20 protein-coding genes are annotated in these 22,991 nt (G+C 71.6%); 8 read left to right on the top strand and 12 right to left on the bottom strand.

What is annotated here, in order from left to right; all coding sequences use genetic code 11:
- Positions 1-54: 54 nt before the first annotated feature.
- Together FXF52_RS24130 and FXF52_RS24135 are read right to left on the bottom strand one after the other, a co-directional pair.
- Positions 55-489: a cyclopropane-fatty-acyl-phospholipid synthase family protein gene (locus tag FXF52_RS24130; RefSeq protein WP_148800381.1), complete on the bottom strand. Its 435-nt coding sequence runs from the start codon at positions 487-489 to the stop codon at positions 55-57.
- An 84-nt stretch (positions 490-573) separates the two neighbouring features.
- Positions 574-1,452 carry an LLM class F420-dependent oxidoreductase gene (locus FXF52_RS24135; protein WP_255472280.1) on the bottom strand — a complete coding sequence of 293 codons (879 nt, stop codon included), beginning with the start codon at positions 1,450-1,452 and terminating at the stop codon, positions 574-576.
- Positions 1,453-1,612: 160 nt separating this feature from the next.
- Here FXF52_RS24135 and FXF52_RS24140 point away from each other — a divergent pair, with 160 nt between their 5' ends.
- A complete protein-coding gene (locus FXF52_RS24140) occupies positions 1,613-2,989 on the top strand; it encodes a transaminase (RefSeq protein WP_148800383.1) in 1,377 nt (458 codons plus the stop codon).
- Between the two features lie 46 nt (positions 2,990-3,035).
- On the opposite strand, the gene FXF52_RS24145 is transcribed toward FXF52_RS24140, so the two are convergent.
- Positions 3,036-3,596, bottom strand: coding sequence for an SMI1/KNR4 family protein (locus FXF52_RS24145; protein WP_148800385.1), 561 nt, complete (start codon positions 3,594-3,596; stop codon positions 3,036-3,038).
- Positions 3,597-3,705: 109 nt separating this feature from the next.
- Between FXF52_RS24145 and FXF52_RS24150 the strand changes: the two genes are divergently transcribed.
- Both FXF52_RS24150 and FXF52_RS24155 read left to right on the top strand, forming a co-directional pair.
- The gene (locus FXF52_RS24150; RefSeq protein ID WP_255472282.1) at positions 3,706-4,053 is read left to right on the top strand and encodes a nuclear transport factor 2 family protein; all 348 of its coding nucleotides are present in this window, start codon (positions 3,706-3,708) and stop codon (positions 4,051-4,053) included.
- Positions 4,054-4,354: 301 nt separating this feature from the next.
- Complete coding sequence (locus FXF52_RS24155) at positions 4,355-5,446, top strand: hypothetical protein (protein ID WP_255472284.1); 1,092 nt, start codon at positions 4,355-4,357, stop codon at positions 5,444-5,446.
- A 144-nt stretch (positions 5,447-5,590) separates the two neighbouring features.
- Here the strand turns inward: FXF52_RS24155 and FXF52_RS24160 are convergent, their stop codons facing one another.
- The 3 genes from FXF52_RS24160 to FXF52_RS24170 all read right to left on the bottom strand — a co-directional run bounded on the left by FXF52_RS24160 (position 5,591) and on the right by FXF52_RS24170 (position 9,154).
- Positions 5,591-6,292 carry a hypothetical protein gene (locus tag FXF52_RS24160; protein WP_148800389.1) on the bottom strand — a complete coding sequence of 234 codons (702 nt, stop codon included), beginning with the start codon at positions 6,290-6,292 and terminating at the stop codon, positions 5,591-5,593.
- 183 nt (positions 6,293-6,475) lie between these two features.
- Positions 6,476-7,387 (bottom strand): GNAT family N-acetyltransferase, encoded by a 912-nt coding sequence (locus tag FXF52_RS24165; RefSeq protein ID WP_148800391.1) that lies wholly within the window; start codon positions 7,385-7,387, stop codon positions 6,476-6,478.
- An 84-nt stretch (positions 7,388-7,471) separates the two neighbouring features.
- A complete protein-coding gene (locus FXF52_RS24170) occupies positions 7,472-9,154 on the bottom strand; it encodes a right-handed parallel beta-helix repeat-containing protein (protein ID WP_148800394.1) in 1,683 nt (560 codons plus the stop codon).
- Between the two features lie 383 nt (positions 9,155-9,537).
- Here FXF52_RS24170 and FXF52_RS24175 point away from each other — a divergent pair, with 383 nt between their 5' ends.
- From FXF52_RS24175 to FXF52_RS24185, 4 genes are all read left to right on the top strand, one after another.
- The gene (locus FXF52_RS24175; RefSeq protein WP_148800396.1) at positions 9,538-10,110 is read left to right on the top strand and encodes a hemerythrin domain-containing protein; all 573 of its coding nucleotides are present in this window, start codon (positions 9,538-9,540) and stop codon (positions 10,108-10,110) included.
- Positions 10,111-10,431: 321 nt separating this feature from the next.
- Positions 10,432-10,599, top strand: a complete 168-nt coding sequence (locus tag FXF52_RS41805; RefSeq protein ID WP_187413664.1) for a hypothetical protein — start codon at positions 10,432-10,434, stop codon at positions 10,597-10,599.
- A gap of 147 nt (positions 10,600-10,746) precedes the next feature.
- Positions 10,747-12,516, top strand: a complete 1,770-nt coding sequence (locus FXF52_RS24180) for a thiamine pyrophosphate-dependent enzyme (protein WP_148800398.1) — start codon at positions 10,747-10,749, stop codon at positions 12,514-12,516.
- A complete protein-coding gene (locus FXF52_RS24185; RefSeq protein ID WP_148800400.1) occupies positions 12,513-15,611 on the top strand; it encodes an FAD-binding and (Fe-S)-binding domain-containing protein in 3,099 nt (1,032 codons plus the stop codon). The genes FXF52_RS24180 and FXF52_RS24185 overlap by 4 nt, the downstream gene beginning before the upstream one ends.
- 61 nt (positions 15,612-15,672) lie before the next feature.
- Here the strand turns inward: FXF52_RS24185 and FXF52_RS24190 are convergent, their stop codons facing one another.
- Positions 15,673-17,466 (bottom strand): glycoside hydrolase family 15 protein, encoded by a 1,794-nt coding sequence (locus FXF52_RS24190; protein WP_255472286.1) that lies wholly within the window; start codon positions 17,464-17,466, stop codon positions 15,673-15,675.
- A 130-nt stretch (positions 17,467-17,596) separates the two neighbouring features.
- On the opposite strand from FXF52_RS24190, the gene FXF52_RS24195 reads away from it, so the two are divergent.
- On the top strand, positions 17,597-18,616 hold the full coding sequence (locus FXF52_RS24195; RefSeq protein WP_148800402.1) for an SDR family oxidoreductase: 1,020 nt from the start codon (positions 17,597-17,599) through the stop codon (positions 18,614-18,616).
- Positions 18,617-18,661: 45 nt separating this feature from the next.
- Here the strand turns inward: FXF52_RS24195 and FXF52_RS24200 are convergent, their stop codons facing one another.
- The 5 genes from FXF52_RS24200 to FXF52_RS24220 form a co-directional block, all read right to left on the bottom strand.
- Entirely contained in the window at positions 18,662-19,894 is a 1,233-nt protein-coding gene (locus FXF52_RS24200) for a cytochrome P450 (protein WP_148800404.1), read from the bottom strand.
- A gap of 127 nt (positions 19,895-20,021) precedes the next feature.
- Positions 20,022-20,753 (bottom strand): class I SAM-dependent methyltransferase, encoded by a 732-nt coding sequence (locus FXF52_RS24205; RefSeq protein ID WP_148800406.1) that lies wholly within the window; start codon positions 20,751-20,753, stop codon positions 20,022-20,024.
- Between the two features lie 118 nt (positions 20,754-20,871).
- Positions 20,872-21,432, bottom strand: coding sequence for a snapalysin family zinc-dependent metalloprotease (locus FXF52_RS24210; RefSeq protein ID WP_148800408.1), 561 nt, complete (start codon positions 21,430-21,432; stop codon positions 20,872-20,874).
- A 106-nt stretch (positions 21,433-21,538) separates the two neighbouring features.
- Positions 21,539-22,414: a phosphotransferase family protein gene (locus tag FXF52_RS24215; RefSeq protein ID WP_187413665.1), complete on the bottom strand. Its 876-nt coding sequence runs from the start codon at positions 22,412-22,414 to the stop codon at positions 21,539-21,541.
- A 148-nt stretch (positions 22,415-22,562) separates the two neighbouring features.
- Positions 22,563-22,907: a TfoX/Sxy family protein gene (locus tag FXF52_RS24220; protein WP_148800412.1), complete on the bottom strand. Its 345-nt coding sequence runs from the start codon at positions 22,905-22,907 to the stop codon at positions 22,563-22,565.
- Positions 22,908-22,991 lie beyond the last annotated feature (84 nt).

Raw genomic sequence — 22,991 nt, forward strand, 5'->3', positions numbered from 1 at the left:
CGTGGTGGCCGGGCGCACTGCTGCGCCCGGCCACCACTGCGTCGTCGGCAGTTCTCACGACCGCGGGATGGGTAGTTCACGAAGCGGGTCGCCGCCGTCGATGAAGAGTCGGGCGTCCGCCGTCGTCGCCCTGGCGATCCGCCGCAGCACCCGCTGACCGGCCCGGGGATGCCGCCCGTCGAGGGCACCAACGCGGACGGCGAACACGAGATCGAACGGCTCTTCGCCAGTCCGCAGGACGAAATCTTCGGCGGCGACCTGGCGGACGCTCATGCGGCCGGGCGCGATCTCGTCCGCCGCACCGGCTTCGGCCTGTGCGATGGCGGCAGCGGATCGGTCGATGGCCAGGATGTGGCCGGTGGTGAGCCGGGCCGCGACGGCTCGTGCGGCCGCCCCGGGCCCGCATCCGATCTCGAGGACGCGGGAGTGCGGCTGAAGGGGAAGGGCGTTCACGATCGCGGCGAGGCGGGGCGACAGTGAGGCCGGCATCTCCGGAAGGCTATCCGACGATCGCGGTCGGGGCCGGTGCGACGCGATGCGCCACTATCGGCCGTACGCGTCGACCGGAGTGACTCAGGGCAGGTCGGCCAGTCGCGCCGCGACCTGCTGCTCGGCCAGTTGCTGCGCGAACTCCACCGGGTGGCGGTCGGGCATCGTCTGCACCTCGGTCACCCCGAGCGTCGCGTACTCGGCCACCTCCGCCACGAACGCGTCGACGTCGGCCAGGGGCGGGCGCATGACCAGCACGGTCTTCTCGATGCGGTCGTAGTCGCGGCCTTCGGCGGCACAGTGTTCGCGCAGCACGTCGAGCTTGTGCGCGACCTGGGCGCGGCTCTCGCCGAACAGGTTGCACGCGTCGGCGTAGCGGGCCACGAGCCGCAGCGTCTTCTTCTCGCCGCTGCCGCCGACCATGATCGGGGGGTGTGGTCGGCTGATCGGCGCCGGCACGCACAGCGTCTCGGTCAGCTGGTAGTGCTTGCCGTCGAACGGGCCGTTGTCGTCGCTCCACATCTGCCGGCAGATCTGCAACGTCTCCCCGAGCCGTTCGAAGCGCTCGCTGACCGGGACGACCGGTACGCCGAGGCCGCGCTGCTCGCGCTCGTACCACGACGCGCCGATGCCCAGCCGCGCTCGCCCGCCGGAGAGCACGTCGAGCGTGGTGACGATCTTGGCGAGCAGGCCCGGGTGGCGGTACATCACCCCGGTGACGAGGGCGGAGAGCGCCATCCGTTCCGTCTTCGCGGCCACGTAGCCCAGGGTGGTGTAGGCCTCGAGCATCGGCTCCTCGGCCGACGTCGTGAACTCCATCTGGAAGTAGTGGTCCATCACCGTGAACGTGGAAACCCCGGCCTGCTCCGCGATCCGGGCGGTTTCCGTCAGGACCGGGGCGATCTCCGACGGGTCGGCGGGCGTGGAGAAGTTCCAGTAGTGCAGGCCGAGCCGCATGCCCATCCCTCCAGTTCCTGGGTGGCTTCTCTCATCATGCCCGGCAGGCACCGGTTGTTCCGCCCATCCGGGCGATGGGAGGGAACGGTGCGGCGTTATCCCGGTGGGGCGGGAATCAGTCGCGCGGCCTCTGGTTCGCTGGTCATTTCGTTGCTACTGTCGCCGGATGCCGACGGATTTCGTAGCTGGCGGAGTTGACCGCACCCGCCTCAACAGCCTGCTGGAGCGCGAACGGGCCGAGTTCGTCGACCGGCACCCCCGGTCGGCCGCCGCGTACGCCCGCGCCGAGCACCTGTTCGGCAAGGTGCCGATGACCTGGATGAACAAGAACGCCGCAGGCTTCCCGGTCTACGTGGACCGGGCCCGCGGGGCCCGCCTCACCGACATCGACGGCAACGACTACCGCGACTTCTGCCTCGGCGACACCGGGGCCATGGCCGGACACTCTCCCGCTCCGGTCGTCGCCGCAGTCACCCGCCGGCTGGCCGAACTCGGCGGAGCGAGCACCATGCTGCCCACCGAGGAGGCGGCGACGGTCGGGGCCGAGCTCACCCGTCGCTTCGGGCTGCCCGCCTGGAGCTTCACTCTGACCGCCACCGACGCCAACCGGTGGGCGATCCGGCTGCTGCGCGCCGTCACCGGCCGACCCCGCATCCTGGTCAACAGCTACTGCTACCACGGCTCGGTCGACGAGTCCCTGATCGTGGTCGGGCCGGACGGACGCCCGCGCAGCCGTGAGGGCAACGTCGGCGCCCCCTGCGACGTGACCGTGACCAGCCGGGTGGCCGAGTTCAACGATCTGGACGGGCTGGCCCGCGAACTCGCCCACGGCGACGTCGCCGCGGTGCTGATGGAGCCGGCGTTGACCAACATCGGCATTGTGCTGCCCGAACCCGGCTATCTCGACGGGGTCCGCGCGCTCACCCGGCAGCACGACGTCTACCTCATCAACGACGAGACGCACACCTTCTCCGCCGGCCCGGGCGGCGCCACCGCCGCGTGGGGCCTCACGCCGGACGTGGTCACGATCGGCAAGGCCATCGGCGGCGGCGTCCCGGTCGGCGCGTACGGTCTGTCCGCCGAACTCGCCGCCGCGTTGACCGGCCGCGCGGACCTCGACCTGGTCGACATGGGCGGTGTCGGGGGCACCCTCGCCGGCAACCCGGTGTCGATCGCGGCCACCCGGGCCACCCTGCAGGAGGTGCTCACCGACGACGCGTTCGCCGGCATGATCGACGTGGCGACCGTCTTCACCGACGGCATCCGCAAGATCATCGACGAACACGCGTTGCCCTGGTCGGTGAGCCAGCTCGGCGCGCGGGTGGAGTATCGCTTCGCCGCTCCGGCTCCCCGCACCGGCACCGAATCGGCGGCCTGCGCCGACGCCGACCTGGAGGACTTCCTGCACGTCTATCTGATCAACCGGGGCATCCTGATGACCCCGTTCCACAACATGGCGCTGATGTGCCCGCAGACCACCGTCGAGGACGTCGCCCGACACCACGAGGTCTTCGCCGACGCGCTCGCCGCGCTGCTCGGCTGACCGGCGCGCTGCCATGGCGAGTCAGCAGATGCTGGCCGCGGAACGGTCAGCTGCCTGCCCTGGCCCTGGCGTGCGGCCAGGGCGGCATGTCGTCGAGGCCCTCGCCCTCCTCCGCCTTGACCCACCAGCCCGTGTCGTGGATGTAGTGCTCGAGCCACTGCCGGAGACTGGGTGAGTCGATCCACCAGGCGACGTCCGGATCTCCCGGGTTGGGTTCGAAGAGCAGCACAGTCCCCTCAGCGCTGCGGCAATCGACGCACGCGTACATGCCGCAGCCCCAGGTGAGGATCGGCAGGACACCTTCGGGCCAGGCCCACTCGGTGCCGGCGTGCGCGGTGCGCGCTTCGGTGTAGCAGTCCACCGCCTGCTCTTCGGTCGGGCCGTCGATCAGGCTGAGCAGCTGGTAGTCGGGGCCGAAGCCGCCGTTGGCGACGTCGCGGTAGATCGCGGCCAGCAACGGGTGCAGCGGGAAGCCCAGACGCTGTTCGGCCTCGGCGATCCTGGCGCGGGAGAGCGGAGCGGGCAGGCCACCCTCCAGCGGTACGGTGGGTTCGTCCTCGCCGGCCCGGCGGGCGAGGCGGCCCAGCAGTTCGTGATAATCGGTCACGGTCGCAGATCATGCCGCGGCGGTCCGACAGCCCCGTCGTGGCGTAGCTCGACTCCGCCGCTCCGCACCCGATCACCTGGCAGGATGGACACCTGTGGATCGGACACAGGTGACAGATTGGCTCGCGGCCTACGAGCAGGCGTGGCGCACGCCGGGGACCGAGGTGCTCGCCACGATCTTCACCGAAGAGGCGAGCTATCTGCAGGGCCCCTACCGGGCACCGGTCATCGGCCTGCCGGCCATCGCCCGGATGTGGGAGAAGGAGCGCGACAGCCCTGACGAGGTGTTCCACATGACCAGCGAGATCGTCGCGGTCGACGGCAACACCGCGGTGGCGCGCGTGGAGGTCCGGTACGGCGACCCGGTCGAGCAGGAGTACCGCGACCTGTGGGTCATGCGCTTTGCCGAGGACGGGCGGTGCAACTCGTTCGAGGAGTGGCCCTTCCGGCCCGCGTAGCCGACCACCGTCCGCTGGCCCACCGGTGAGTCGCATAGGGAATCACCGCATTCGGCGAGGGGCCCTGGCGGCCTAGCGTCGGCGCACGACGACGCGTGCCCTCGTGACGGAGGCCGGCCGCCGCCGCGCCGGCAGGCCTGGGCGGACCTCGGCCCGGTGGCGGGCCGGCGGCATCGGGGGCTGATGTGCCTCGTCCTGCTGACCGCCGGCTGCGGCATGCTCGGTTCGGGCGGCTCTGATGCCTGCGGCAACCAGTACGGATAAGGCCCGAAGCCGGACGGGTCGGTGGTCTATCAACCGGATGTCGAAGGTCGAGCCGGCCGGCGGTGACAAGGCGGTCACCCTGGCTCCGGTGCAGCTGACCGACGTGGTGCGGGACGGCCATTTCCCGATCGACCAGGCACTCGATCTCGAGTCGCAGACCTTCAGCCCGCTGCCCGACCTGCTCGGAGAGGTCGTCGACGGGACTCCGGCGACGCCGGTCATGCCGGACGCCGGCAAGGCGACCGGACTCGGCGTGAACGCCATCGGCACGTCCGGCCTCCGGCTCGCCGCGCCGCCCATCGTGCTCGCGCCGCTCGCCGCGCCGCCCATCGTGCTCGCGCCGGCACGCGGTCCGGGAAGCGAGGCGGCCCGGAGCGTGCAGCGGAAGGTCGGCGACTGGGAGGTCACGGCGTTACAAGGACAGCTCGAAGCTGGGGCTGACCGCCGAGCACGGCACGGCCGCCGCGCGTCTCAAGGTCGACTTCGACATCCAGCTGCTGGTCCGCAACCCGCGGGTGTGGGGCGACATCCGGGTGACCAACGGTGTCGTTCCGCACCCGTCGTTCCGCATCGACGGGGTCGAGGGACTCGCCATCACGGTCGCCGCCGGCGCGGAGGGCGGGTTGAGCGACAACAAGAAGGCGAAGATCGAGTTTCCCATCGAGATCAAGCAGCCCATCATCATCGGTGGCTTTCCCGCGACCCTCAAGCAGACGTTCAAGTTCCTTGTCGAGACGGCGTTCACGGCGAAGAACGGCAACCTGCAGGCCACCGGCCGGTGGGGCCTCGACGGCCCGATCGGTACGTCGGCTCGTCCGTCCTCACGCCCGCCTTCTCCGTGCAGAAGAGCATCATGCAGTCCCTGCGCGGCGTGTCCATCGGCGTCGAGGCGATCGTCGTGGCGGCGGAGTTCCGCTTCGGCTTCATGATCGGCCTGCCGGTCGCGGGCGCCGGGCCGTTCGTCGGTGTCGTCGCCTCGCTCGGACTGACCAACGGCTCCGCGGCCGGCCGGGTCGGACTGCCGCTGGCCGGGCCGGCCGTCAAATGCCGTGGATCCACACTGGTCCTGACCGTGCGAGCCGGCGAGGGCATCAACATGTCGGAACCGCTGGCCAAGGCGATCGAGTAGGTACTGCACGTCAGCATCCCGCAGGAGGCGGACTTCCTCAAGAAGGACATTGTCAACCGGACGGTCGTCGAGCCGGACGTACCCCTGTGCCGGGGCTGAGCCCAGCTCGACGGCCGGACGGGGACCCGCAGCGGGCCAGGCGGGTCACCTCCGGGCGCCCACGGCATCGCCCGCTCGGGCGGGGTGAGCACTGCTGATCCCGCCGCGCAGCGCAGCAACCGCCACACTCACGATCCAGATGACGCCGAGCAGCCGCCACAGGACTTCCGCCTTCACGAACGGCGACCAGCCGATCGAGATGATCGACAGGGCCAGCAACGGACCGGCGACCCGGCCATAGTGGAACACCCACCGGGTACGCGTGCCGGACCGCAGGGCGACGACGGACGAGGCGGTGACGAGCAGGGAGAGGCCGAGGAGATGCACCGGGCCGCCGGCGAGCAGGGTGGCCTTTCCGAGCGCGGCGACGACCGCCGCGCCCGCGGATGGCGCGGTCACCAGGAGCAGCAGCGAACAGACCACGGAGAGGAACAGGAATCCGGCGGCTGCCGTCGTCCCCGCGGTCGCGACGGCGGCTTCCCGCCGGCCGGCGGCGGGCTCAAGGGCCGCCCCGACCCGGCGGCCGAACTGGTACAGGGCCACCGCCGCCACTGCCTGCAACGCCGACTGGACGAGCACTGCCGCAAGGTTGTCCTGGTAGAAGGCGCGTAACTCCGCCGCCGACGCGTCCGGCAGGTAGAGGGCCTTGCCGGCCAGGAGGGCGTTGCCGGCGGGGATGCTGGCGATGAAGGCGAGCACGAACAGTATGCCCCACCAACCCCATCGCCGGTCGCTGCGCGTCACCATGCTGGTCACTCCTTCCGAGGTAGCTGCCAGACACGGCGCCTGCCGCGGGCCGTCCCGGCACCGATCCGAAAGGCATGCTGCCCGCCGGAGCGCCGCCGGCCATCCCACCGGAAGCGACACCTGAGCTACGCGCGGCAACGTACGGCCGGTACGCGGAACGCCGTACCGGGGTCGGGTCGGGCGTCAGCGCACGATGACGAGGTTGGCCATGTCGACCAACGGCCGATAGCCGAGCCTGGCGTAGACCTTGTTGGAGGCCGGGTTCGCCTGGTCGGTGAACAGGCACACCCGCGCACCCTCGGCCTGGATCCGCCGAGACACCTCGGCGACCGCGTTGCTGGCCCAACCGCGCCCGCGCTGAGCCGGCGGCGTGTACACCGGGCCCACCCGCGCGACCCCGAACGACGGCGGGTTCGCGCCCGTCAGGTGCACCAGCTGCCCGTCCTCGTCGACCCAGAACCACATCCGCCCAGCCCGGAGCCGGCGCAGCAACTCCGCCCGTTCGGGCACCTCGTGCGCGCTGACCCCCCGCGGGCGGCCCGCCTGCTCGTCGGCGTCACCCATGAACGCGCCGAACCATTCCGTCACCAGGTCCACGTCGTCCTCGGTCGCGACCACCAAGCCGCCCGGCACGGGCGCCGGCGGGACCAACTCCCCGAGCTCGTGCAGCCGCGTGTGCTGGCTGACCCGGACCTGGCCCCCATTGAGCCGGGCCAGCTCGGCCGCGCACAGCTGCACGGCGGGAAGAGCCCCGTTGACCGCGAGCACCTCCTCCCCGCGCTCGTGCAACACGCGGGCCAGGGCCACGGCCGCGTCGTCCGGCATCGGCAGCAGGAACGGCGGGTACGGCGCGAACGGCGCGGTCCGCATCCCCGCACCGACCACGGCACCGGACTCGTCCCGGACCACCAACCACCAGTCGCGGTCGGGCGGCGCGATCCCCTCGGCCTGCCGAGCCGACATCCGGTGCGCGACACCGGCCACGACCGTGCTGATCACCGGATCGGCGGCCAGATGGTCACCGGCCGCGGCGAGAAACTCGGCCGGATCGGTGCAGAACTGCAGGTGCGAGGTGGCCATCGGGACAGCGGTCATCCGAGAAAGCTACCTATCCAGGTGCCGCACCGGCACCGGAATTTTGCCTGGCGCTACCTGGGACGGCAGGAACCAGGCCGGTGATCAGCGCTGCGCGCCGGGGTCGTCGTCGAGGCCGATGTTGTGGTACCAGCAGCCGCCGGACGGGGGTGTGTCGAAGCGGGCGGCCGCGACAGCGTTGCCGTCCCAGTAGTTGTCGTGGACCCACCCGGATTCGCAGGTGCCGGTTCCGGTGATCTGCAGACCGTGGGTCTGGGTCTGGTGGGGCTGGCTGTCCCAGACCCGGTTGTTGTGGATCGTGGGGCGGTAGGTGGCGGCGGCCAGGGTGATGCCGGCCCGGGTGGGCGGGGAGCCGGGTATCTGGTACGGGGCCCCGGGCGGTGGGGTGCGGTCCGGCCAGGCGGTCGGCGCGCCGGGGCGACGTGGCGCGAGCACCAGCTTGGTCGCGCTGTTGCCCATGACGATGACCCGCCGTCCGTCGGCGGTGATCCACTTGCCGCGATGTCCGTCCGGAACCCAGTTCGCGGACGTGTCGGTCAGCGACCGTTCGGTGTAAGTGACGGTGTCTCCCGCGCCGGAGGATGCGGGTGCGGTGCGCCGGCCGTTGTTGCGGATGCGGTTGCCGGCTATGGCGACGTCGGCCAGCGACGAGTCGGCGAGGATGCCCTCGAGCGCGTTGTCCCAGAACTCGTTGTCTTTGATGATCATGTCGGTGGCGGGCTCCTGGGCACCGCCGGCGAGGTTGTGCTGCCAGTAGCCGTAGCGGCCGTTACGGCTGATGCGGTTGCCTTCGACCGTGTAGGGGCCGGGGGTGTTGCCGATGGCGACGCCGTCCCAGACGTTGTCCTCGATCACGCAGCCGGTCACGATGCCGCCCCGCCCGGCGACGCTGGTCGTGCCCAGCGACGACACGTCGTAGCCGGCCTGGTGGTTGCCGATCAGCGTGCAGCCGGACACGATGAGCCCGTCGGTGCCCCAGTCGGAGATGCCGAACCGGTTGCCCTCCGAGTGGCAGCCGATGACGCGGATCCCGCGCGGCGGCGTCCAGTCCTTTCCCTGCAACTCGAAGAAGATGCCGCTGGTGCCGTTGCGGATCGTGGTGCACGCGTTGACGGTGCACCGCTCCACCGGCCCCCAGCCGCCGACGCCGATGCCGATGCCGGCGCCGCCCATCCACTCGCCGTTCTCCAGCCGCCCGCAGTGTTCGATCAACAGGTTGTCGACGAACGTGTCCTGTAGGAAGTCGCAGCCGAAGCCGGTGGCCGCCGTGTCGTGGATGTAGAGATCGTGGAAGCGGCCCCGCCACACGTACTGCAGGCCCAGGCCCTTGGCGAGCACGTCGTACTGGGACAGCCGCACGCCGGAGCCGTCGATCTCGAAGTGCGCGAAGGTGCAGTCGGCGATGTGGTTGTCACGGCTGGCGCCGTGCTTCTGCACGGTGAAGAAGGCGAGGGGAGTCGGGGAGGTCGGATCTCCCGGATTGGCCAGGGCGAACCGGGTGGCGGCCGGGCCCGCGCCGATCAGTGAGACACCGCTTCGCCAAACGGTGCCCTTGTCCCGGATCGAGTACAGGCCGGACGGGCAGTAGATGGTGCGGGGCTGGCCGTCGGCGGCGTAGCCGGCGCCGAGTTCGTCGACGAGCCGCTGCAGCGCCGGCTGGTCGTTGGTGGTCCCGTCGCCGGCCAGACCGTGATCCCTGGCGTTGTGGACGAAGGGGTCTGCCGCGAGGCCCGCTGCGGGCAGAGTGGTTGCACGAGGTGGACGCATGACTCCCGGCTGGTGCATGGGCCCTCCAATCCGCGGCCGACCGCCGTCGGCGGCAGCCCGAGAGCGGATCGTGGTGGTGCAGGCGGCAGCCCCGGGTCGACGGCCAGCAGAGGGAGTATCCCACCGGCTCGTGCCCCCGCGGCCCGGCTTTCCCGGATGGGCGCGACCTCGTGGATCTGTCCTGATTCAGCCGACGGCGTCGGCCCGACTGGCGGGGCTGGCCGGCACCGTGCTGCCGCAGCGGGAATGCTTCACCCAGGGGGATAGGCGGCCTGGGCACGGTGGGCCTTGTCGCGGCGCCGCGCGTCATCCCAACGAGTGAACGTCCGGATTCCGGGAACCCTGTCCCGTCTTCACGCCCAGACGAGAATGGGGTCGCCCTGATGGCAGGAAAGCAGCAGGACGTCGTGGACGTCCTTCTCGACCAGCACAGCCAGATCAAGTCGCTGTTCAGCCGGGTGGCCAGTGAGCCGAAGGGCACCCAGAAGCGCGAGCTGTTCCAGGACCTGGTCCGCCTCCTGGCGGTGCACGAGACCGCCGAGGAGGAGGTCGTACACCCCGTCGCCCGCCGCCGGATCGACTCCGGTGAGCAGGTGGTCGACAGTCGCCGAAAGGAGGAGGACCAGGCCAAGCGCGAGCTGGCCCAGCTCTACGACATGGGCGTCGACCACCCGGAGTTCAACGCCAAACTGGCGAAGCTCAGCGAGGCGGTGGCGCAGCACGCCGACCGTGAGGAGGCGGAGGAGTTCCGGTCCCTCCGGCAGCAGGTGCCGCAGGAGCAGTTGGTACGGATGGCCGGCGCGGTCCGCGCCGCGGAGCAGACGGCACCCACCCGCCCGCATCCGCACAGCGGCGAATCCGCACCGGCGAACCTCCTGGCCGGCCCGCCGCTGGCGGTCTTCGACCGGATCCGCGACGCCGTGCGGGACTGGCGGGAGACACAGCGCGTCCGCTGAGGGGCGTCGCCCACCGCTGAGCGTTCCTGCAACTGCCGCCCCGACTACGTCACGTAACCCACCACCCCTGGACCGGCGCCGTGCGAGCGGTCCCGCTCGTGGCGGGTGTGCCGCCGCGGCTGCCCGGCTGGCCGGCGCGGCGGCCGTCGCCGCGTACCGGCTCGTCGAGCAGGCCCCTCGAACGGTGACCCGGCCGCGCCGGTGCCCGTCCGCCGGCCGGTCCGCGGGTGGGAATCCGGCGTTTGGCGCGTTGAGTGACGGGTATGGACGGCAGGTGCAGGCCGCACCAGGAGAGGTGGCAGGGCGATGAACATGAGCCGGATGAGTGATGTCATCGTCGGCGCGGCCGGCAACGTGGCCGGTGCTGTCGCCGATCCCCGGGAAGGACTCACCCGGCTCCGCGCGGCCGCTACCGGGCGTACCGCCACCATCGTGGCCGCCGGGCTGATCATCGGCTATCTCGCGGCTCGCCTTGGTCGTCGCAGGTGACGTCCCCACACGCGGGAACCGGCCCGTGACGGGGGAGATGCCGGCTCATTTGCAGGTTTGCCGACACGAGCTCTGGTGACTGCCGGAGACTCGGGACGTGCCGGTGACACTCCGGACGCGTCGGCACCCGGGACCAGGAGGTTCGACGTGCAGGAGATCGTAGGCGAGACCCTGGCCCGGCGGCTGGTGGAGTGGGGCGTCGACACGGTGTTCGGCCTTCCCGGGGACGGCATCAACGGCCTGATGGAGGGCTTCCGCCGGCAGCGGGACAAGCTCAGGTTCGTGCTGGTGCACCACGAGGAGGCGGCGGCCTTCATGGCCACCGGCTACGCCAAGGCGACCGGGCGGATCGGGGTGTGTGCCGCCACCTCCGGGCCGGGGGCGATCCACCTGCTCAACGGCCTGTACGACGCCAAGCTTGACCACGTGCCGGTGCTCGCCCTCACCGGCATGCAGGAGACCTCGGTGCTGGGTTCGCACTATCAGCAGGAGGTGCACACGCCGCTGCTGTACCAGGACGTGGCGGAGGCGTACAACCTGATGGTCACCAACCCGCAGCAGCTGCCCGGGGTGGTTGACATCGCCATCCGGCACGCCCTGGCCCGGCGCAGCGTCGCACACCTGTCCTTCCCCAACGATGTGCAGGTCGCCGCGGCGGGGGCGGACCCGTACCGGCACGTCAGCCCCGGGGAACCGCCGACGAGCAGCCCGGTGGTGTCGCAGCCCCCGGTGCCGGCGGCGCAGGCCGACCTGGCCCGCGCGGCGGAGGTGCTCAACGCCGGCAAGAAGGTCGCCATGCTGGTCGGCATCGGCGCCCGTAGGGCCCGCGACGAGGTGCTCGCCGTGGCCGAGGCGCTGGCCAGCCCGATCGTCAAGACGTTGTCCGGGAAGATGGTGGTGCCCGACGACCACCCGCTCACCACCGGCGGTCTGGGCCTGCTCGGCACCAAGCCGAGCGAGGAGCTGATGGAGGAGTGCGACACCCTGCTGATGGTGGGCACCTCCTTCCCGTACGGGAAGTACCTGCCCTCGCCGGGCCAGGCGCGGGTGGTGCAGATCGACATCGACTCGAGCCTGATCGGTCTGCGTCTGCCGATCGACGCGGCTGTCACCGCGGACGCCAAGGTGGCGTTGCAGCAGCTGCTGCCGATGCTCCGGTCCCGGTCGGACCGGTCCTTCCTGGAGAAGTACCAGCGGGCGCGGGATTCGTGGCGCGCGGACATGGAAGCGTTGGAGGACTCGGGTCGCGACCCGATCGCCCCGCAGTACCTGATGAGCTGCATCGACGAGGCCGCCACCTCGGACGCCATCCTGACCTGCGATTCCGGCACCATCGCCACGTGGGCGGCGCGGCACTGGACCATTCGCGGCAACCGGGAGTTCTACCTGTCCGGCAACCTGGCCACCATGGCACCGGGTCTGCCGTACTCGGTCGGCATGCAGCAGGCGTTCCCGGGTCGGCAGGTGATCGCGTTCGTCGGCGACGGTGGTTTCGCCATGCTGATGGCCGAGTTCCTCACCGCCGTCCGTCACGAGCTGCCGATCAAGGTGGTGATCAACAACAACAACGCGTACGGCCAGATCCTGTGGGAGCAGATCATCCTCGGCTACCCGGAGTACGCGGTGCGGCACCGGCAGCCGGAGGCGGACTTTGGGGCCTGGGCGCGGGCCTGCGGCGGATTCGGCGTCAAGGTCACCGACCCGAAGGCGCTGCCCGGGGCGATCCGGGAGGCGCTGGCGCATCCGGGGCCGGCGTTGGTGGACTGCGACGTCAACCCCAACGAGCCGCCCATGCCCGGCAAGGTCCGCTACGAGCAGGCCAAACACTTCACCGAGGCGTTCCTGCGCGGCGAGCCGCACAAGAAGGCGACGTTGGCCAGCGTGGCCCGAGACAAGATCAACGAGTTGCGGTCATGACCCGGGTCACCGCTCGGCCGGTGGCGCTGCCCGACCCGGTGACCCGGTCACCCGCGCCTGCCACCGACGTTGACCTGGACGCCCTGGCCGCCCGGTTGCGTCCCGTGGTGGACGGCGAGGTGCGGTTCGACGCCGGGTCCCGGGGCGCCTACTCGACCGACGGCTCCAACTACCGGCAGCTCCCGCTCGGCGTGGTGGTGCCACGCACCATCGACGCGGCCGTCGCCGCGATCGGGGTGTGCCGCCAGTTGGGCGTTCCGGTCCTGTCCCGTGGCGGCGGCACGAGCCTGGCCGGCGAGTGCACGAACACCGCCGTCGTGATCGACTGGTCGAAGTACTGCAACCGGCTGCTCGAGGTGGACGCCGACGCGAAGACGTGCCTGGTGGAGCCGGGCGTCGTGCTCGACACGCTCAACGAACTGCTGGCCCCGCACCGGCTGGAGTTCGGCCCGAAGCCGTCGACGCACACCCACTGCACCATCGGCGGCATGATCGGCAACAACTCCTGCGGCTCGACGGCGCAGCGCACCGGCAAGACGGTCGACAACCTCGTCGAGATGGAGGTGCTGCTCTACGACGGCACCCGGATGTGGGTCGGCGAGACCAGCGACGAGGCGTACGCCGAGATCCAGCGTCGGGGCGGCCGGCCGGCCGAGATCTACCGCCAACTGCGGGCGCTGCGGGACGAGTACCTGAGCGACATCCGCACCCGCTATCCGGACATCCCGCGCCGCGTCTCCGGTTACAACCTGGACAGCCTGCTGCCGGAGAAGAACTTCCACGTGGCGCAGGCCCTGGTCGGCTCGGAGAGCACGCTGGTCACCGTGCTGCGGGCCCGGTTGAAGCTGGTCCCGGTGGTGCCGGCCAAGGCGATGGTCTTCCTCGGCTACCCGGACATCGCCGCGGCGGCCGACGACGTGCCGCACATCCTGCCGCACCAGCCGGTCGCGCTCGAAGGCCTCGACGACAAACTGATCAACTTCGAGAAGCGCAAGCACCTGCACGCCGCCGCCCTGCACCTGCTCCCCGAGGGCGGCGGTTGGCTGATGGTGCAGATGGGTGGCGGCACGCCGGAGGAGGCAGAGGCCGCCCTGCAGCGGCTGCTGCACGCGCTGCGGCGCGAGAGCGGGCCGACCGTGCACCGCTTCGAGGACGAGGCACACGAGCAGCAGATGTGGGGGGTCCGCGAGGCCGGCCTCGGCGCGACCGCCCGGGTGCCGGGGGAGGCGGACACCTGGGAGGGCTGGGAGGATTCGGCGGTCCCCCCGGAGCGGCTCGGCGACTACCTGCGCGACCTGAACCGGCTCTACCAGGAGTACGGGTTCGAGCAGGCGTCCCTGTACGGACACTTCGGGCAGGGCTGCGTCCACACCCGCATCCCGTTCAAGCTGACCACCGCCGAGGGTGTCCGGCAGTTCCGCTCGTTCATCGAACGCGCCTCGGACCTGGTGGTCTCCTACGGAGGCTCGTTCTCCGGCGAGCACGGCGACGGCCAGTCCCGGGGAGAACTGCTGCCGAAGATGTTCGGCGACCGGCTGATCCGCGCCTTCGGGCAGTTCAAGGCCATCTTCGATCCCGACGACCGGATGAACCCGGGCAAGGTCGTCGCCCCCTATCCGCTGGACAGCCACCTCCGGCTGGGTGTCGACTACAACCACGGTGACGTGGACACCCGGTTCCGCTACCCCGACGACTCCGGCAGCTTCGGGCGGGCCGTGCTGCGCTGCGTCGGGGTGGGCGAGTGCCGCCGGCCGCACGGCGGGGTGATGTGCCCGTCCTACATGGTCACCCGTGAGGAGGAGCACTCCACCCGAGGCCGGGCGCGGCTGCTGTTCGAGATGCTCGACGGCACCGCCCGGGGCGGTGTCATCGCCGACGGCTGGCGCTCCCACGCCGTCCGGGACGCCCTCGACCTCTGCCTGGCCTGCAAGGGATGCAAGGCCGACTGCCCGGTCAACGTCGACATGGCGACCTACAAGGCGGAGTTCCTGTCCCACCACTACCAGGGCCGGCTCCGTCCCCGGGCGCACTACTCGATGGGCTGGCTGCCGCTCGCGGCGGCGGTCGCCGGCCGGGCCCCGCGGCTGGTCAACGCGTTGGCGCAGGCCCCCGGCCTGGACCGGCTGGCGAAGCTGGCCGGCGGTGTCGACCAGCGCCGGGAGATCCCGCTGTTCGCCGCCGAGAGCTTCCAGCGTTGGTTCGCCCGGCGTACCCCGGGCGGCGACGGCTCGCGCGGCGAGGTCCTGGTGTGGCCGGACACCTTCACCAACCACTTCCACCCCGGCATCGCGCAGGCCGCGGTCGAGGTGCTGGAAGCGGCCGGCTGGCGGGTGCGGGTGCCGGAGCAGGCCGTCTGCTGCGGGCTGACCTGGATCTCCACCGGGCAGCTCGGCGTCGCCAGACGGGTGATCCAGCGGACCGTCGACGTGCTGCGCCCGCACCTGCGGGCCGGCACCCGGGTGGTGGGCCTGGAACCGAGCTGCACGGCGGTCTTCCGCAGTGACGCCCGGGAACTCTTCCCCGACAACGAGGACATCTCCCGGCTGCGGGAGCAGACCGTCACCCTGGCCGAGCTGCTGCACGACCACACCCCCGGCTGGCGGCCGCCCAGGCTGCCCGCGCACGCGCTGATCCAGACCCACTGCCACCAGCACGCCATCCTCGGCACCGGCGCCGAGCAGGCGGTGCTCGCCGAGGCCGGGGTGCAGGCGGACTTCCTCGACTCGGGCTGTTGCGGCCTGGCCGGCAACTTCGGCTTCGAGACGGGTCACTACGAGGTCTCCGAAGCGTGCGCCGAGCGGGTGCTGCTCCCATCCGTGCGGGACGCCGCCGACACCGACGTCATCCTGGCCAACGGCTTCAGCTGTCGTACCCAGGTCGAACAGGGCGCGTCCGGGGGACGGTCGGCGATCCACCTCGCCGAGCTGCTCCGGGCCGGCCTGCACGGCGACCCGGTGACCGCCCGTCCCGAGCGACAGTGGGCACGGCGCCCGGACCGGCCGTCCCGCGCCGCTCGGCTGCTCGCCACCGGCTCCGTCGGGCTGGCCGCGCTCGCGCCCGCCGCCGCGCTCGCCGCCCGGCTGCGGAGGCGGTGACGGCGGCCCGGCGGGCGGCCGGCGGGACCGCGGCCCAGGGCGACGGCCACCGGACGGCCGGTCAGCCGGGTGGCGAACAGGGCACCGCCTGACCGAGCGTCACCGCGGTCTCCAACATCAGCGCGTGCACGAACGCCTGCGGCAGATTGCCGCGCAACTGTCGCTGCTGCACGTCGTACTCCTCGGTGTACAGCCCCGGCGGACCGCAGGCGACGCGGGTGCGTTCGAACCACCGGTTCGCCTCGACGACGTCACCGGCCTGCCACGCGGCCAGCGACGCCGCGTAGCCGCAGAGCAGAAAGGCGCCTTCCGCGTCCCCGAGCGGCCGCGCGTCGGGACGGAACCGGCACAGGTAGCCGTCACACTCCAACTCCCGCAGGACCGCTCGCCGGGTCACCTCGGTCCGCGGATCGCCCGCCGGCAGCGCCCCCCGGATCCCGGGGAACAGCAGCGCCGCGTCGACCCGCTCGTCGTCGTACGCCCGCTGCCAGCGCCCGGACCGGTGGCGGCCGTGCGTGGCCGTGTCGGCGAGGACGGTGTCGGCGAGGGCCGCCCACCGCCCGCCCAGCCCGGCCGGCGCGACCCGCGCCGCCGCCCGCAGCCCGGCCACACACATCAGCTTCGAGTGGGTCCACCGGCGGGGCGACAGCTCCCAGATGCCCGAATCGGGCTCGCTCCAGCGGTCGCCGATCACCCGCGCGGCCACCTCCATCGCCCGCCACGCGGCGTCGTCCAGCCGGTCGTGCCGACCGCCGATCGCCAGCAGCAGCAGGACCTCCCCGAGCACGTCGAGCTGGAACTGGCCGCCGACCCAGTTGCCGACCCGCACCGGCGCGCCCGGATAGCCGGGCAGGAAGGCGAGTTCCTCCTGCGGCGGCACCGGACGGCCGTCGACCGTGTAGGCGGGGGCGAGCCGGTCCCCGTCCGCCAGCACCCGCTCGGTGACGAATGCGACCGCGTCGTCGAGCAGGTCGTACCGGCCGACCAGCGCGCCGGCCCGGCCGGCGAAGGACTGATCGCGCAGCCAGGCGTAGCGGTAGTCGTAGTTGCGCCCGGCCAGCGCCCGCTCCGGCAGCGACGCGGTCGCCGCCGCCACCATCCCACCGTCCGGCTGGGTCAGGCCGCGCAGCACCGCGTACGCGAAGACCGCGTCCCGCTGCGCGGGACCCCCGGCCAGGCCCGGCACCGCCTGCCGCCAGGCATCCTCGGTGGTCCGCCACAGCCCGTCGGGCTCGGGCGGCGCGTCGTCGAGCGGGCGGGTGGCGATCTCCAGCACCAGATCGTGCCGGCCGCCGGCCGGTACGGTCAGCTCGCCGCACAGCAGGCCCTCGCTGCTCTGCCCGAGCATCTCGCCACCGGTGTGCCGCAGGTAAAGCCCGCCGGTACGGGCCAGCCAGTGCCGTCCCGCCCGGCGCACCTCGCGTACCGGCTCCCGGCCGAAGTCGGCCCGCGGATAAAGCCGGACGTGCACGACCGCGTCCCCGTCCACCGCCTGGACCTGCCGCAGCAGCACGATCCGGTGCCGCTCGCCGGGGAAGAGCAGCGCCTCCCGGCACTGGATGATCCCGTCCGTCGTCACCCACCGGCTCACCCAGATCAGGGAGGCCGCCTCGTAGTGCCCGCCCCAGACGAACCGCCGGTTCGCCGGCGTCACCAGGTAGTCGCCCCGGCCGCCGAGCAGTCGGCTGAAGACCGGCGGATCGGCCCAGCCGGGGGCGCAGAGCCAGGTGACGTTCCCGTCCGGGCCGACGAGCGCGCCCCGGCGGCCGTCGGCGATCAGCGCGTACTCCCGCAGCACGTTCGGGCCCGCGACAGCCACGGCCGCGGCGTGGTCCGGCCCCTCGTCCTGATCCACTGCCGCACCTCCCCGCAGGGTCGCAGGGCACTACCCGTCCCGTGGCGCCGTACACCTGGATCCGGCACGCGTGGTTACCCGGGCGGGCACGGGGTAGCCGGTAGAGGACAGGCGACACCGGGAGGGTGACATGCGGCGAACCAGACGGGACGCGAAGGTTGCGGTGATCACCGGCGCGAGCGCGGGGGTGGGGCGAGCGACCGCCCGGCTGCTGGCCCAGCGGGGCATCGCCATCGCGCTCCTGGCCAGAGGGCGCACCGGCCTCGACGCCGCCGCCGCCGAGGTCCGGGCGGAAGGCAGCCGGGCCCTGCCCGTCGAGGTGGACATGGCCGAGTACGACCAGGTCGTCGCCGCCGGGCAGCGGGTGGCGGACGAACTCGGGCCGATCGACCTGTGGATCAACAACGCCTTCAGCTCCGTCTTCGCGCCCTTCCAGGAGACCCGGCCGGAGGAGTTCCGGCGCGCGATGGAGGTCACCTACCTGGGGTACGTGCACGGCACCCGGGTCGCGCTCGCCCACATGACACCTCGCGACGAGGGGACGATCGTTCAGGTCGGGTCGGCGCTGGCCTACCGGGGGATACCGTTGCAGGCCACCTACTGCGGGGCCAAGCACGCCATCGTCGGGTTCACCGAGTCGCTGCGGTGCGAGCTGATGCACGACCGGAGCAAGGTGCGGGTGACCATGGTCCACCTGCCGGCGGTCAACACACCCCAGTTCGACTGGCTGCTGTCCCGGCTGCCCCGCAACGCCCAGCCGGTGCCGCCGATCTACGAGCCGGAGGTGGCGGCCCGGGCCATCGTGGGCGCCGCGGACCGGCCCGGCCGCCGCGAGTACTGGGTGGGCGTCTCCACCGCCCTGACCATTCTGGGCAACCGCATCGCGCCCGGCCTGCTCGACCGCTACCTGGCCCGTACCGGGTACCAGTCCCAGCAGACCGACCAGTCGGCCGATCCGCACCGGCCGGCGAACCTGTGGCAGCCGGTCGACGGCCCGGACGGCCACGACTTCGGCGCCCGGGGCAGCTTCGCCGGCCGGTCCCACAGCCACAGCCCCCAAGCCTGGCTGTCCCGGCACCGGCTCGTCGCCGCCGCCGGTTTGACCGTGGCGGCGGGCGCCATCGGCACCCTGGTCGCCGCCCGCGACTGATCCGCCGCCGCGCGGCCGGGGCAGCGCGACCCTGGGCCCGTGCCCCTACCAGGTCACCGGCAGGGCCGTCGGGCCGAGGATCGCGTGCCCGGCCTTCCACCGCACCTCGTCGGCGGGCACCGCGAGCCGCAGGCCGGGGAGTTCCCGCAGCAGCAGAGCGATCGCGGTACGGACCTCCAGGGCGCCCAGGTGCGCGCCGATGCAGTAGTGCGGGCCGTATCCGAAGGAGAGGTGCGGATTGGGATCGCGGTCGAAGTCCATCCGCTCCGGATCGGGGAAGACGTCCGGATCGCGGTTTGCGGCGTCGTGCGAGGGAATGACGATGTCCCCTTCGGACAGCCGCGCGCCGCTGGGCAGCCGCACGTCCGCCATCACCCGGCGCGGCATCTCGTCGCCGTTGGAGGTGGAGTAGAGCCGCTCCAGCTCGGTGACGGCGGAGTCCACCTTCTCCGGGTGGTCGAGCAGGTACTCCCACCCCGTCCGGTCTCCGGAGTAGGGACGGGTGCGCAGCACGTGGACGAACGTCGCGATCGAGCTGGCGGCGGTCTCCCAGCCACCCACCACCAGCGAGATCGGCAGCTTGATCTGGACGTCCATCGGCTGGTCCGCGGCGGTCGTCGCGATCTGTGTCAGCAGGTCGCCGGCGGGGCACTCCCGCCGCCGCTCGAGCTGGCCCCACAGGTAGCCGCCCATCTCGACGGCCGACCGGGCGGCCTCCTCGCGGCTGAGATCGCCCGCGCCGAGGAACATGTCGCCCCACCGGCGGAACTGCAGCCGATCCTCACCGGGCAGGCCGAGTAGGTCGCAGATGACGTCCAGGGTGAACGGGATGGCGAAGTCCCGGACCAGATCGGCCGGGCGGCGAGCGGTGGTCAGCGCCACCAACTGGGCCTCGGCGGCGGTCCGCACCATGGCGCTCAGCTCGGCGACTGCCGGTTTGGTGAAGGAGTCCTTCACCGTGCCGCGTACCGTCGCGTGCTCCGAGCCGTCCATCCCGAGCATGGTTCCCGTCACGTCGATCTGGTCGGCGGGCGCGGCGGCGGCCCGGGAGAACAAGTCCTGGCGGCGCAGCACCTCCCGCACGTCCGCGTAGCGGCAGATCAGCAGTGCCGGGACCAGCTCGCCGGCGACCTGCCGGACCACGGGTACGACGCCCGAGCCGGAGGCGGCGAGCCGGGCGTAGTGCGGGTGCTTCTCCGGGCCGGGCGGCCGGTTGACGCCATCGGCATCGACGTAGAAGGGGTGAGGCAATCCAGCGTTGACGTCGGGGGCGATCATCTCCCCACGATCTCATCGGCAAACATCACTATGCAACTTGTTGATCACCCTGGGTGATGGCAGTCCGGGCAGGTGATTCAAGAGGCCCGGTCGGCGCCGGAAAAGTGGGGCCGCCGCGATCGGGGCCCTATCGAAGGACCAGCAGGTCCAGTGCGTCGATCACCGGCCCCTGCTCCGATCGCGCGGCCCGGTGAAGCCGGGCCAGTCCGGCAGCGTACTCGTCGTCGGTGATCAGCTGCAGTGGCGTGTGCGCCTCCCGGCGCAGGTTGGCCGCGAACTCGCGCAGCGACGGCGAGGTCGTCTGGGGGACCTGCTCGAATCCGGTGACGGCGAAGCCGCACGCGCCGAAGGCCGCTTCGACCTCGCCCACGCTGGGATACGTGCCCAGGACGCGGATGGCCTCCGGGAAGAATCGGAACAGCCCGATCGCCTGGTGCCGGCCGGCGAAGGCCGACCGGATCAGCACCGGGCCGCCGCCGCGCACCACACGACGCAGTTCCCGCGCCGCGGCCGTCAGGTCCGGTACGTGGTGGACCACGGTGGACAGCCAGGCCGCGTCGACGCTGTCATCGGGCAGGGGAATGTCGGCGGCCTCGCCCGGAAGCAGGTGGGGATGGGTGCAGCGGGCCCGCATCGCCTCGGCCGGCTCGACCGCGATGACGTCCAGGTCGTCGTACCAGTCGGTGAAGGCCGCGGCCCACATTCCGGTGCCCGCGCCGAGGTCGAGCATCCGCATGCCGGGTCTGGGTTGGAGGTGCCGGGCCACCGCCGCGCGCCAGGCGGCCAGTCCCTGGTCAGGCAGGTGGCGGGTGGCGGCGAATGCCGCGGCGTCCCGGCTGTCATACGCGATGCGGGCCATGGTGTCGACCCAACCCGGTCGCCCAGCGCTGTGACAAGGATGGATGGCCCGATTCACATCCGCGCGGGGACCGGCCGAGTCGGCGGACCGTCGACCCGGCCGGGGTCTCACCGCGGTGTCAGCGCAGGACGGCCGCGGCTGCCGGCCAGCTGTCGGTGAAGACCTGCGCCGTCGTCGCGCCGCGAGTCGCGAAGGAGAAGTACGAGTCGACTGCGGCGGCCTCGCCGGCGCTCGGGTACGGGTTGGTGCAGCTGGTGCCGGCGCTGCCGCCGGACATCAGGATGGCGCAGTTGCCGTTGTAGTTGTCGGCCAGGCCGAGGATGTGCCCGATCTCGTGGGTCATGATCCGCAGTGGGGAGTACTGCTGGGCCTGGTAATAATCGATGACCACGTAGCCGTTGCCGAGGCTGTAGCGGACGGCGTACGAGCCGCCGCCGTAGGTGTAGTAGATCATCAGGTTCGAGCCGCACGGGGCCATGTTGATGTTGTTCGTGGCGTTGTTCCAGATCGTGGCGGCCTGGTTGGCATACCCGGCAAACGGTCCGGCCTGGCTGGTGTTGTAACAGACGTTGCGGACGGCGGCGGAGGCCGGGGCCGATTCGACGGCGACGACACCGAGCGCCGCCACCGTCGCGGCGGCGAGGGTGGCGAGGATCCTGGACATCCTGGGCAGACGCATCGTTCACGCTCCAAACGGGGACGGGTCGAGCGGGGACCGGGCCAGCCTATAAATAGATATAGATCGATATCAAGACCGTCTATGTGATTGGCTGAAAAGGTCCTGATCAACCCGCGGTCGAGAACCACCGCCGTGAGAGGCGCAGGGTTCGCCGGCGGACGCGGGCGATCCCCTGCGGGCTGTTGAGCGCCGCGAAAGCCGGCCACAGGAAGACGAAGACGGCGAGTTCCTCCGCCAGCAACGCGCGCCGCAGCGCCCGGCGGTCGCACGCCCGGGCGTCCAGGTACGCGTCGAGCAGCGCCGGTGGGACGATGGCGCCATTGGGTGTGGCGCGGACGCTGAGAAACGCCAGATCGGAGGCGGGGCGGCCGATGCCCGCCGCCTGCCAGTCGCAGAAGACGATGGCGCCGGCGGAGTGCACGAGGTTGGCCGTGTGGCAGTCGCCGTGGACGAAGGCCGGGGGCAACGCCCGTAGCTGCTCCATCAGCTCGGCGCGCCGGGCGAGGAGTTCGCCGAGCTGGGGGAGCGCCGATGCCCAGAAAGAGTCGATCTCGGCCAGGTTCGGGTCGGTCAGAGCTTCCTGGAGGGCATCGGGGCGCTGCCAGTCCGTGCCCGTCGGTATCGGCATGTCGTGCAGGCCGGCCAGGTCCCGACCCAGGGCGGCCCAGGTACCCGTTGTCCACTCTGGCACCCGTCGGGTCTCGCCCGCCGCCGCCAGTAGCACGGCCACGCCGTCCCCGGCGTCCAGGCAGTCGAGCAGCCTCGGCGCGCGTACCGGCGCGACGGGCGCGATCTCGGTGTAGAAGCGTAGCTCCCGCCGGGCGGCCGCGATCGCCTGCGGGCCCAGCGTGGCGGGGGTGACCTTGAGGTACGCGGCGCGGCCGTCACTTGTGCGTACGGCACAAACGCCCGCGCCGGATCGCGACTCGAGCCGCGCATTGGACTCCTGGTCGGTCGTCACCCCGAACGCACGGAGAACCATCGCCAGGAAATCAGGTGACACGAGAGCGGCTACCCCTCCGTAACCGGATTGTCTGATGATCGAGCCGCCCGGCCCACACCGCCACGACGTACCTCGGCCCATGGCCACCGATGAGAGCAGCCGGGTCCGACGAACGTTACTGCGGCTGCTACTTCTTCTTTTTCTTGGGCGGCAGCGTCGCGACGTACGCGTGTGCCTTGTTGACCCACCGGGTCGCTTCCTCGGCGGTGAATGACGGCGGTAGCGACAGGTATCCGCCCCTCGGCCGCTCGGCCGGGCCGAACGGTCCCGCGCCCTCGATCGTCCCCAGCTCGGCCAGGTCATCGGCGGCGAGTTTCACGCCGACCGACGAGCCGAACAGCCCGGCGAACATGTTGCCGTTGACGAACGCGCCGAGATTGCCGAACATCGGCTTGACCTCGACCCCCGGCACGTCGGCGACCACGGACCGGAAGAAGTCCTTGTCAGCGTCGCTGGGCTTGGGCATCTGCATCAACGGATCCTGTCATGCGTCACCGATCCGGTACGCGATCGGCGCGGTGCCGCTAAGGTCGACATGTCCCTAGGACCCGCACCA

Source organism: Micromonospora sp. MP36 (assembly GCF_008119785.1).
In the GTDB taxonomy this organism is placed as follows: Bacteria; Actinomycetota; Actinomycetes; order Mycobacteriales; family Micromonosporaceae; genus Micromonospora.